Origin of the sequence: Aquimarina sp. I32.4, from assembly GCF_002924285.1 — a bacterium.
Taxonomy (GTDB): domain Bacteria; phylum Bacteroidota; class Bacteroidia; order Flavobacteriales; family Flavobacteriaceae; genus Aquimarina.
Genome location: NZ_PGUB01000122.1, coordinates 1 through 11609, shown reverse-complemented (window position 1 = coordinate 11609; position 11609 = coordinate 1). Strand labels below are relative to the sequence as shown.

The following is an 11609-nucleotide window of genomic DNA, read 5'->3' as shown; positions in this document are numbered from 1 at the left end:
CATGTATCTTCAGAGTGAACAGGTAATTGCTCTGGTAGGATTTACACCTACTGGATGTATGCCACTTCGTGGCACACTAACGGTGAAGTGCTAGGAATAGACAGCTCTTTAGAAATGATAAAACTTGCTACTAAAAAACACCCTAGTTTTACTAATCACAATTTAAGTTTTGAATGTATGGATGCTAGGTTTTTAAAACTGAAAGGTAAATTTGACTTAATATTTTCTAACGAAGCACTTCATTGGATTAAAGATCACTCAATATTTATAAAAAATATCGTACAATTTTTGACTGATACGGGCATGATTGTATTTAGAATGGGAGGAAAGGTGCAGCACAAGAGTTAATAATGAATACCTATATATCAAACCATTAAATAATCATGGCTTTGCTGAAGTTGAAATGAAATTGATAGAGATTAGAGCAATAAACTGTGTAAATAAAAAATAGTAAGGCTTTTAAAAGCCTTACTATTTTTTATTTACACAGTTCGTATTTCGGTGTCCTTTTTTTTATATATCACATTTAACAATTAGTATCAAAATACTACTTATTAAGTATTATTAAGCTTTCATAATCAGAAGCAAGCTCAAACTCAGTTGCTACACCTGTTTCTACATTAATTTTATACAAAAATGCTGTTAATGCTGTTTTACTATTGTTTCCTGGAACAGGAGTAATAACTCCTCCTTCTCTATATTTCCCTATAATCTCATTTGTAACTTCATTATATACAAGATCAGAATAATACTTATCATCTAGTGTAATTATTGTTGATACTTCTGTACCATCATTGGTATTGATCTCTACAATACTCTGCGATGCTCCTCTTTTATAGGCATATAATGTACCATCTTGGGTAATTATAAAATCTTCGTAATCAGAAGTCATTTCTAATTCCGTAATTTCACCAGTTTCCACTTTAATTCTATATAAATATTTTTGCGTAGGAGTTTCTACTCCTGTATCTGGGTCTATAACTCCTGGAGTGATATATTTTGCTATAATTTCATTTGTACTTTCATTAAATACAAAATTATCATAGTATTGAAAATTGTCTTCTAGAGTAGCTATCGTTGATACTTCTGTACCATCATCGGCATTGACCTCTACAATATGCTGTGGATTTCCTCTTTTATAAGTATATAACTTGCCTTCTGCATTCATTACAAAATCCTCATAATCAGTAGAAATTTCAGCTTCCGTTATAACTCCAGTAGTAGTATTAATCTTATAAAAAAATACTTCCAAAGAAATATCACTACCATTTTCTGGAGTAATTCCTCCTAGCGTATATTTACCAACAATCTCATTTGTCATTTTATTAAAAACCAGATCAGAATAATAGTTATCACCTAGAGTAGCTATCGTTGATATTTCTGTACCATCATTGGTATTAATCTCTACAATACTTTGTGAGCTTCCTCTTTTGTATGCATATAATTTACTTATAGGTACACTGATTTCTATATCTCCTACTTCTATTGTTTTGCCATTATATACTAATTGTATTTTTCCTGAAGTGGCGTTCTCAGGAATTTCCACTTTGATATACGCTACATTTACTTCGGTAATGGTACCTGCAACACCATTAAATGTTACAGTATATGTTTCATTAGGATCAAAGTTTTTACCTGTAATTGTGAGAATATCTCCTTCCTTTACATTGCTTTCTGAAATACTTTCGATAACAGGATTAGTAGTATCTTGATCAGTTGTAGTTACATCATTGTCACTAGAACAGCTACACAACAGAAGGCTAATCATTGTAATGAGATAAATTTGTTTCATAGTTTTAGTTTATAAGTTATAAAAATAAGCCCTTTTTTTGGTAAGTCTGTTTTAGTTATGATTTCTTTTTTATAATATATAACAATAATTCTTCGTCTTCATTAGGTAATCTTGTCGTACCATTCAATTTCAGCCCTAATTTTTCTAATAATTTTTGAGAGGAATGGTTGTTTTTTGCGGTAATTGCTAAAATTTCTTGTATTCCAAATTCGTCAAAAGCTAAATTCTTTATCTTATTTGCAGCTTCATAACCATAGCCTTTTCCTTCATACCCAGGCAGAAAAGCAAAGCCAATATCTACTCCTTCTAGTCCTTCTCTATCATAAAGGCCACAACTTCCTATTTTTACCTGATCTGATTTTCGTATAACGGTATAATTAGCATACCCCAATCGTTCAAACTGAGGTAGTATTCTGCTCTTAATATATTCTTTTGCACTTTCTACAGAAGTAACATTTCTATCCCCAATAAATGCTAACCATTTTGGGCTATTCAATAATTCAAATATAAATGCTGCATCATTTTCTGATGTGGGTTTAAGTATCAACCTTTCTGTCTCAAACGTTTTTTTTATATCCATTTAATTCCCAATTACTTTTACCTTATAAACATACTATTTTTTTGTTAGAAAAATTTAATGCTACTAAAAAGTGCTCTTTTTGATACTTTACAATGTATTCTAAAAATAAAAATGAATAGCAGTATACACTACTATTCATTTTTAAGCATACTATTATATATATTACTTTAATGCTTTTTTTATAGTACTTACATTAGAATTCAGCTCATTTAGCATCCATTGTCTAACATTGTTTTCTTTGGCAATTTTTACAGATTTCTCACTCATCTCTAAAGCTTTTTTGAAGTCACCTTGTGCATAGTATACTTTTGAGATTCCCTCGTATGCCTGATAAGACAACGGATTATTTGCGATCCTCTTTGTATACACATCTAGTGCTTTATCATACTCTTTATTCTCAAAATGATTTAATGCCAGTTGCAGATAGAACTCTTCTATAGAGGCTGGAAACTTAACTTTTATTTCTTCTTCAAGGATAGATAAGTCTTTCTCTTTTTTGTGATTGTAATAATAGTAGATCACATTACCCAAAAAGTAAGAAGGTATCGCTATCGAGGTTGAAAAATTAGTTGATAATTGATGATAATGATCTATAATTTCTTGTGAACTTTTAAAACTATAAAACGCTTCTCTACTTATGTTCCAGTTTTTAAAAATTTTTTCTAAGGATTCTTTTACAGTAACCAGTCCAACAGAATTATGATTTTCATTTTCAAAGTGCATAAAATCCCACGTAGTTCCCATAGGATAATGTTTATCCAATATCCCTACCAATTGCCTAATTCCCATTTCTTTTGTATCTGCCAGAGAGACAAAATAATGTGCTTTAAGCTTTTTGTTTGCTTTAAAAATTGAATCTGCTCGGTTTACAATTTCGTAGTCTCCCAACCATAATGCTGGCTCTATAGCAATATAAGAATCAAATGTTTCTGGTTTTTCAAGTAGATAATTTGTTACAAACAATCCACCAATAGATTGACCTATCAATATCTCATAATCAGAAGCTCTATAGTGTGTATCAATATAAGGCTGTAATTCATTCTCTATAAACGACATAAAATTAGATGCATTACCTTGTTGTTTTGGAAGATAAGAAGGAGTACAGTTTTTTCTATACGTTGCTTTTCCTTTGTCTGCAATCCCTACAACGATACATTCTGGTATTTTTCCGCTTACGCTAGATAATAATTCTACTAGTCCAGTAATGTATTTAAAGTTATAATCCCCATCCATAATATAAATTACTGGAAAATTACCTTTATCATTAGTATAATAACTGGGGGGTAAATAGACCTGAAATTCACGTTCTTCTTTTAGTATATCAGAGAATACCATTCTCCTTTCACTAGAGTCATCAAAATTTGTAGTTTGCTGTTGCCCAAAAGTGTGTTGTATTAAGGCGAGAACAGCTACTATAATAAGTATGTTTTTATTCATGTATTAATTTGTTTTTGGTACTATTTTACCTCACAAATTTAAAAATACATTTCATAAAAACTTATTCTTTTGTTTTTATCATCAGATGGTGACCAATGTTTGTATTGGTTTCCAGATTTCTTTCTCATAAATATACCATACAGTGATCCATGATTCTGAAAGTCTTTTCCAACTGGCCTCAATCATATAGGTATCTTTTTTCAGGTATTCTTTTTTAGAAAAATACTTTTGTATCAATTCATCAGAGAGAAAAGAATGTACCGTCTCATCATCGATTTTTATTTTTCGAGTCTCACTAGGTTCTCCAAATTGTTTTGTTGCTTCTTCAAATTTCAGTTTTTCAAACTTCTCATGATCATCATGTAAGCTTTGTTTTTCTTTAGAGGTATATGCTCCTTTTTTGAAGTCTTTATCGTTTTGGGAACTGCACCCTAAAACAATCAATGATATCATCACAAAAAACATACTCCTCATAATTCTTTTATTTTTAATCTCTATTCTTTCTAATACTCTTGTGATCAAAATAGTACAGTGACACATTTACAAAACTATCATTTATTAACAGATAGTACTACCCTTTTTTCAGGGGTTTTATACGAGTTTGAATTTACTGATAAGAAAACAAAAAAAAGGTTGTCTTTGCAGACAACCTTTTAATAGGACCAAAACTTATTATGATTTAAAAATTATTCTATAAAAATCTTTTGTGTAACTACTTTACTACCTATAGTTATTTGTACAAAATAAATACCTTTAGGTAGATCACTTACATCCATAGATTTTTTTACTGTAGCTCCTTTTGATAAAGCTTTCAGTTGATCTGTTTCTAATATTCTTCCGTTCATATTCTTGATACTAATACTAGAAGAAGATTTCAAATTATTAAACTCTATGTTTAATTGATCTCTCACTGGGTTAGGATAAATTGTGAAATTTAATCCACTTGCAGATTCATCTTCTTTAAAAGTAATAGATGCTCTACTACAAGTCCCTGTTTTTGACCATGCATATTGCCAATATGTTCCAGTACCAGGAGCATATGCCCATCCTACACTAGAAGAACACCATCCTGGAACATCACATGTAAACTTCTCTCCAATATTTTGCACTTCTTGATTTCGGTTATACGAAGTTCCTGCTGCATATTGTGGTAATCCACTACAACTACCACCGCCACCACCGCAAGTACCAGAAGAAGCATAAGTTGTTTGATCACAAATAATGGTAAAATCATCTACAGTAGCACCAGATGCTTGTCTAGCTTGCCATATACTACCTACTGTGGTATTGGCAGTAAATGATTGTCCTGCATTTGCTGATCCTTGTAATGAGTTATTATTATAATACTGTAGTGTACAATCTGTATTATTAGAAAAAGTAACTGACACAGAATCTCCAGATGAGCATCCGCCACCACCGCCACAAGTTTGTAAACAACTTGATCCTGCAATATAATTACGAATTACATTACTCGGTTGTGGTCCAAATCCTTTATTAAAATTGACTCCTACGCTCACTTTAGGGCAATAACTCATGATGGTTCCTCCACCAGCTGGGTTTCCTGGTAACGAACAACTTCCTTCTACAGAACCTGCACAACCATCTATTGCTGTATTATTACCATTCCACACACATGCATGTGTATGTCTTGATCCTAGATTATGCCCCATCTCATGAGATATTAAGAATACATCAAAAGAATAAGTAGGAATATTGACATAGCTACCTTCTATTCCAGAAATGGCATATTTTCTTGATGAATTACAGAGAGTACCGATTCCTCCAGCTTGTCCTCCACCATACCCATAGGTAACATAATGCCCCAAATCTCCATTAAGACCAGTTCTATTTTTATAGTTGATATAACTATTTAAATCACTGCTAAATGGTTGATTAGACGCCCATGCTTTTGTACCTGATAGCTTAATAAATATCTGATCATTTGCATACAATGCAGCAGCTTGATTAAATAAAGCTTCTACATAATTAGAAGCCTGTTGGCTTCCGCCTTTATCATTTACCACATCGGTACCGATATCAAAAAATATTCTCGGGCATTTTGTAGCAGCGCGACTTTGGGGGGCAGCCAATTCTTCTTTTGTATACCCTTCTAAGTCATCTTCTACATCACATGCCAGTTCATATAAATAGCTCATCTGTCCATCTCTATATAAGATATGGTTCTCTGTTGTTTTCACAGGGCCAACAACAAGATTATCTTTCTCACCATCTATACTAATAAAACCAGCTATTTTGTTATCAAAAAAGCTAATAGCTACCAGAGAATTCGATTTTCCTTTTACAACACCTCTATAATGAGCAGTGTTGTCCCGAGGTAATACTCTACCCGATGGCATATCTATTGCCTGAAAATCATCTGTAGTAATAGTTACTTTTACTAAATCTACTGACAATGCGGATTTCTGTCCTGGAATTTCTAAATTCATTGTAGCAGGATACCCTCCCTGCATAGATTTCATAGCTCTCTGATCTACAGAAAACAACATATAGTCATCAAGCCCTTTAGGGGTTTGTATGCTATTTTTCTGTTGACTAGCAGGAGAAAAAATCTGGACTTTTTGGAACTCTGCCCCCAAGGTTTTTTGCTGGGCTACGAGTTCACTGGGCTTTTGCTGTTGAGTTTGTGCGAAACTCATTACCGTAAAAAAGGTAACGACGATTATTAAAATACGTTTCATTTTTAATTAGGTTTTAATTTCCGAATTTTTATGCAGTACTAGTTTTGGCCCTATCAAAAACTAACATAAAAACCCGAAAGAGTTTGTGTATCACAAAGTTACAAACTTAAACCTACTCAAAAAAGAGTATCCTCATTTATTTACCAGAAGATAACATTGCGGCAATATCATAATACTCCCAATCCGCTCTATCAGTGATCAAATCAACCAAGATATCTTTATGACCTGCTCCATAAATTACCAAAATTCTATCATTGGGTTCAATGATTCTGTTTAAATTGGTAAAAATCTTTAGATTCCTAAAATACCAGTCTGCTACTACTTTTGTACCTATGTACTCATCTTCTTTTCCTATAGAGACCAAGTGTTTTAGATAAAAGCTTTGATTGTATTCTTTATCAAACTCATGAGAGTTTACAAACCTTACAATATCCAATACCGAATCTTTAGAAATAGATTCTATATCATTTTGCATCTTACTGATCATTTTTTGAAATCCTGCTAATTCTACTGTCTGATCATGCTCTTTTGCATATGCCAATACAGGGGCTATTTCAAAATCGGTAAAAGCATCTATGGCATACAACTTGGTATGATGCATCCTTTTTGCCAATGGATAGGATAGTTGTACCACCTCACTAGGCATAGCCCACTTATCCTCTTCTTTCACTTCTTTTTCTAACACCCCATTCAGATAATGTGTATAATATATTTGAGTCCATAAAGTATCACCCAAAGGTTTTTCTATAGCAATCTTGGTAGGTTTGAATTTGGCTACTAGGGTAATTAATTGTTGTAACTCTGCCTGTCTTTTATCAGAGTAGATATTACCCATATCCATATTTACGGCATCTGCACCAGGATTGTGTAAATGCATCATCCCCAAAATACTAACAACTGGTTTTTGATCTTGAGAAATACAAGAAAAACATACAGAAAACACAGTGATAATAGTAACCATTAAATGATGTCTCATAAAAAATGTTTTTTGTTATTTATACTAATGTGATATAGATTACCCCTTATTAGGTGTTACCTCGGTATCCAAAGGTAAAATCAGTTGATAGTCATACCCATCGATCAAGCTTTTGATACGATGATAATCTCCATTTGTAGGCAATGCAATACGACCTTTCAAGATATCCTCTCGTATCGATTCGAGATTGATGATTGCCCATTGGTCACGCTTTGCCTGAACCATAAAATCCTGTAATCGTTTATAATAAGAAGCATACTTTATTAGGTGGTCCTCCTCTTCTCCTTTTTCATTTATATAATATCGATGCCATGAATTAATTGTAGTAGCTTTACTAGCATTCTTCTTGGCAAGCTGTGTCACCAAATCCCCCAAATCATAACATGTATTGGTTAAAATTTTTGATGCGTGCAAACTGCCAAACTTTAGAAATACTTTGGGAGCGGTTTCTGTTTCTAGTGCTTCATTGTATCGATTCATAAAATTAGTACGCATATAGCTTATTCTATCTGCATGTGAATCTTCTTTCCATCTGTTATATATATCCCAGCTTATTTTTAAATCGTTGAGCATCTGTTCTGCAAGCGCATTTCCTGCAAAACGATTAAAATATTGTTGTACCACAGGAGATTTTTGAATTGTATCAAAAATCTTGTTAGCATCTTTTTGAGTATACCATGACTTTATAATATCAACAGCTTTTTCTTTTTCTAATTCAATCTTTGCATAATCGGGGTGACCTTTCATCAAAAAGAGTAATTCATCCATAAAATACGGGGCAGCATAATAATACTCCTGATCCAATCCCCATATATTCATATTCTTTTGGCGTACAGCCTGAAGAAACTGCGCATCTTCTACTCCACTAAAAAAAGGAATAGGGTACTGATAATCTTCTTCTAATGAATATCGTGTGTTAAATGTTTTTAGTTTTTCTACAGTAGTCGATACAGGAGTGCTTAGGTCTATCAGTTTTTTTGCAGAATTCGGGCCAACTTCAAAAGCAGTGTGATGAAACCCGTTTGCATGCAACATAGGCACAAGCGTTGTAATGAGTTGTGAGGTAACTTTTGATCCGTGGTTTTCACCAAACATTACAAATTGTGATTGGGATAGTATGGTGTCTATCACTATACGTCCCTCTCCTTTTATTGTGGTACTATCTACGGTAAAATACCTTGTTTTGGTTGCAATATAAGAGGAATCTATTACTGGTATAGTAGAGATACTGTTCGTTTTTTGATTGGTGATTTTGGGAGTATCAAGGGGTTTTTCTTTACACGAAAAAAATAGAATGATACTCACTACTAGAATATATGGTTTCATGTGTTTTGATTTTTGATCAAAGTAAATTCTTACTTCAGTAAAAAATCATGAGTTTACACCTATCCCACACTTTACCTGACAAAAAGTAAAAAAACTACGACTAGATATTTGGTTGTATGTTTTATGGGGTTTGTATAAAGAAAAAGACAGTTGCTACCAAAAAGAGAGAACATACATATTCAAAACCTTATTTTTGATGTATGACTGTATTACAACACCGTTGGAGATATCACTTGTTGCTTGCCCTACTGATTATAGTGATGAGTACATTTGGAGATTATATCTATAAACACCATAATGATTGGACAGATTATTTTTCTTCCCCCTTAGTATTATATACTATGGCTATGTATATGAGTTTCTTCTGTGTCTATGCTATTAACTATAAGATACTATGTCCCTTGATGTTATCACGAAAACGTATTTTATTATATCTCTTGGGAGCCGTTGTATTGGTGTTTTTATTTGCTGGAATTCGCTATTTTCTAGAAGAGATCGTATTATACAGCTATACAGGAATACATAACTATGGTGATGATTACCGGCATTTTGTATATTATGTATTTGATAACTCCTATTATGCATCCAAAAGCCTATTATTTAGTACCGCTATATATCTTTTCTTTCGATTTGTAGCTCATAAAGAAGCGATTCATCAACTTATGATAGAAAATAAAAAAGCGGAGCTACAATTGCTCAAATCTCAATTAGGCCCTCATTTTCTATTTAATACTCTGAATAGTTTTTACTCAGACCTTATCATAGACCAGCCCAAAATTGCTTCAGATATTCATAGACTATCAGATTTACTTCGATTTGTAACCTATGAGACACAATATGATACCATACCTCTAGAAAAAGATATAAAGTTCATTACTGATTATATCTATTTTTTTGAAAAACGATACGAAGATAATCTGGCAGTAGATTATACGGTAGAAGGTAATGCTACCCATCACACCATCCCCACCATGTTATTGATTCATTTTGTAGAAAATGTGTTTAAGCATGGTATTGTAAATGATGCTTCTGCCAGAGCAATAATAAAAATTACAATCCATAAAGATACTATTGAAATTCATACCAAAAATAAGATAGCCACTTCAGAAAAATATGAAAAACAAGGGATTGGCTATACCAGCATGCAACGACGCCTTACTGCACTTTATAAAAATGAGTATCATCTGTCTCGCAAAGAAGAAAATTCTTATTTTGAAGCCTCTTTAAAAATTCCATTATGAGCAAAACCCTACGTTGCCTGATTGTAGATGATGAACCACCAGCAATACGGTTGCTAGAGAATTATGTATCTAAAGTATCATTTCTAGAACTCACCGCAACCACCACAAAAGCACTAGAAGCGCTACAGCACATAGAAAGTAAGAACATTGATCTTGTATTTCTGGATATACAAATGCCAGATCTATCAGGGATTCAATTATCCAAAATCATCAAAGACAAGGTGCTAATCATTTTTACAACTGCTTATCCACAATTTGCACTAGAAGGGTATGATCTCAATGCGGTAGACTATCTGTTAAAACCTTTTGAGTTTGAGCGTTTTTATCAAGCCGTTCTCAAAGTAAAACCAACTACCATAGATATCGATGCTAGTAGTTCTACAAAAGAATCCCTGTTTATAAAAACTGATGGCAAAAATAATTATGAGAAAGCCTATATCGATGAGATTCTGTATGTAGAAGGATTAAAAAACTATGCAGCCATTCATCTACCCAATAAACAAATCATTACCTATAGTACGCTCAAGCATATAGAAAATACACTACCTAAAAGTAGATTCATAAAAATTCATAAATCATATATCGTAGCGATCAATCATATTCAAAAAACAGATTCATTGCATGTATATATCAATGATAAAGCACTCCCTATCGGAGATACCTATCGCAAAGCTTTTTTTGAGATCATTGCTAAAAAAAAATTATAATTTGGATTATACCCAAGCAAACATCAGAAAAATGTATTTTTAAAGAAATTAATATCATTAAAGTAAGCTTTTTAAATAAGCTATCATTATCGGTAGTTCCCTACATAAAGAAACTCTATTAATCTCTTAGACCATGAGTCAATTTTTGTAGTAATTCAAAAAAAATAAAAATTGACATTAGTCAGAGTTTTAAAAATGAACAATAGAAAATTTAAAAACACAAAAAAAGAAAAGGAATTTTATTTTACTTTAAGAAATAGAGTTCATTCTGAATTAAGCGGTTCTAACTTTAAGTTTGGAAAAACTAATTTTTGGATAAAAGGACTGTTTTGGTCGCTCATTTCTTACGGAAGTTATTATTTTCTGCTAAATACAAATAACGATTTTACTTTTTGGACAATGTATTTAATATTCCAACTATCGGGTTTATTACTTGGATTTAGTTTAGGTCACGACGCATCACACAATACCGCTTTTAAAAATAAAAATGCCAACCAAATTTTACATTTTTTTAGCTTTCTGACTGTTGGTATTGACCCATTACTTTGGGGGTTAAGACATATTCGCTCACATCATTTATATGCAAATGTTGAAGGAAGTGATATTGATATAGATAAAAACCCTTTTTTACGACTTGCACCATCACACCCTTGGACTAAAAAACATAGCTATATTCTACTATATGACTGATTCAGTTGTTGTTTTCCAAATTTGCCATGCATTTTGTCCAGCAAGGGCATAGTAGGCAAAGGATTTGAGACGTTGGTTATTCTCTTTTATGCGTTCCAAGACCATAAACCAGTTCATATAATTCTGTAGATATTTAGTTGCCACTCCATTAAATGGTTTCA

10 protein-coding genes and 1 pseudogene are annotated in these 11609 nt (G+C 32.5%); 4 read left to right on the top strand and 7 right to left on the bottom strand.

What is annotated here, in order from left to right:
- Positions 1-36: 36 nt before the first annotated feature.
- A pseudogene (locus CVD18_RS23545) lies at positions 37-348 on the top strand (trans-aconitate 2-methyltransferase); the annotation flags it as partial.
- Between the two features lie 199 nt (positions 349-547).
- Here the strand turns inward: CVD18_RS23545 and CVD18_RS19290 are convergent.
- The 7 genes from CVD18_RS19290 to CVD18_RS19260 form a co-directional block, all read right to left on the bottom strand.
- Positions 548-1792 (bottom strand): IPT/TIG domain-containing protein, encoded by a 1245-nt coding sequence (locus CVD18_RS19290; protein WP_103867144.1) that lies wholly within the window; start codon positions 1790-1792, stop codon positions 548-550.
- Between the two features lie 55 nt (positions 1793-1847).
- Positions 1848-2372: a GNAT family N-acetyltransferase gene (locus CVD18_RS19285; RefSeq protein WP_103867143.1), complete on the bottom strand. Its 525-nt coding sequence runs from the start codon at positions 2370-2372 to the stop codon at positions 1848-1850.
- Positions 2373-2534: 162 nt separating this feature from the next.
- On the bottom strand, positions 2535-3809 hold the full coding sequence (locus tag CVD18_RS19280; protein WP_103867142.1) for an alpha/beta hydrolase-fold protein: 1275 nt from the start codon (positions 3807-3809) through the stop codon (positions 2535-2537).
- 81 nt (positions 3810-3890) lie between these two features.
- Positions 3891-4283 (bottom strand): hypothetical protein, encoded by a 393-nt coding sequence (locus tag CVD18_RS19275; protein ID WP_146052858.1) that lies wholly within the window; start codon positions 4281-4283, stop codon positions 3891-3893.
- Between the two features lie 212 nt (positions 4284-4495).
- Positions 4496-6508: a T9SS type A sorting domain-containing protein gene (locus CVD18_RS19270; protein WP_103867140.1), complete on the bottom strand. Its 2013-nt coding sequence runs from the start codon at positions 6506-6508 to the stop codon at positions 4496-4498.
- A gap of 136 nt (positions 6509-6644) precedes the next feature.
- A complete protein-coding gene (locus CVD18_RS19265; RefSeq protein WP_146052857.1) occupies positions 6645-7484 on the bottom strand; it encodes a DUF5694 domain-containing protein in 840 nt (279 codons plus the stop codon).
- Positions 7485-7523: 39 nt separating this feature from the next.
- Positions 7524-8810 (bottom strand): hypothetical protein, encoded by a 1287-nt coding sequence (locus CVD18_RS19260; RefSeq protein ID WP_103867138.1) that lies wholly within the window; start codon positions 8808-8810, stop codon positions 7524-7526.
- A 200-nt stretch (positions 8811-9010) separates the two neighbouring features.
- Between CVD18_RS19260 and CVD18_RS19255 the strand changes: the two genes are divergently transcribed.
- The 3 genes from CVD18_RS19255 (at position 9011) to CVD18_RS19245 (ending at position 11448) form a co-directional block, all read left to right on the top strand.
- Positions 9011-10051, top strand: coding sequence for a sensor histidine kinase (locus CVD18_RS19255; protein ID WP_103867137.1), 1041 nt, complete (start codon positions 9011-9013; stop codon positions 10049-10051).
- Positions 10048-10758, top strand: coding sequence for a LytTR family DNA-binding domain-containing protein (locus tag CVD18_RS19250; protein WP_103867136.1), 711 nt, complete (start codon positions 10048-10050; stop codon positions 10756-10758). Before CVD18_RS19255 ends, CVD18_RS19250 begins: the two co-directional genes overlap by 4 nt.
- 195 nt (positions 10759-10953) lie before the next feature.
- Positions 10954-11448, top strand: coding sequence for a fatty acid desaturase (locus CVD18_RS19245; protein WP_103867135.1), 495 nt, complete (start codon positions 10954-10956; stop codon positions 11446-11448).
- Positions 11449-11609: the final 161 nt, after the last annotated feature.

Excerpts from the sequence above, each read along its gene's own strand:
- CVD18_RS19265 (WP_146052857.1), bottom strand. The coding sequence starts at position 7,484 with ATGAGACATCATTTAATGGTTACTATTATCACTGTGTTTTCTGTATGT.
- CVD18_RS19255 (WP_103867137.1), top strand. The coding sequence starts at position 9,011 with ATGACTGTATTACAACACCGTTGGAGATATCACTTGTTGCTTGCCCTA.
- CVD18_RS19290 (WP_103867144.1), bottom strand. The coding sequence starts at position 1,792 with ATGAAACAAATTTATCTCATTACAATGATTAGCCTTCTGTTGTGTAGC.
- CVD18_RS19285 (WP_103867143.1), bottom strand. The coding sequence starts at position 2,372 with ATGGATATAAAAAAAACGTTTGAGACAGAAAGGTTGATACTTAAACCC.
- CVD18_RS19245 (WP_103867135.1), top strand. The coding sequence starts at position 10,954 with ATGAACAATAGAAAATTTAAAAACACAAAAAAAGAAAAGGAATTTTAT.
- CVD18_RS19275 (WP_146052858.1), bottom strand. The coding sequence starts at position 4,283 with ATGAGGAGTATGTTTTTTGTGATGATATCATTGATTGTTTTAGGGTGC.
- CVD18_RS19280 (WP_103867142.1), bottom strand. The coding sequence starts at position 3,809 with ATGAATAAAAACATACTTATTATAGTAGCTGTTCTCGCCTTAATACAA.
- CVD18_RS19270 (WP_103867140.1), bottom strand. The coding sequence starts at position 6,508 with ATGAAACGTATTTTAATAATCGTCGTTACCTTTTTTACGGTAATGAGT.
- CVD18_RS19260 (WP_103867138.1), bottom strand. The coding sequence starts at position 8,810 with ATGAAACCATATATTCTAGTAGTGAGTATCATTCTATTTTTTTCGTGT.
- CVD18_RS19250 (WP_103867136.1), top strand. The coding sequence starts at position 10,048 with ATGAGCAAAACCCTACGTTGCCTGATTGTAGATGATGAACCACCAGCA.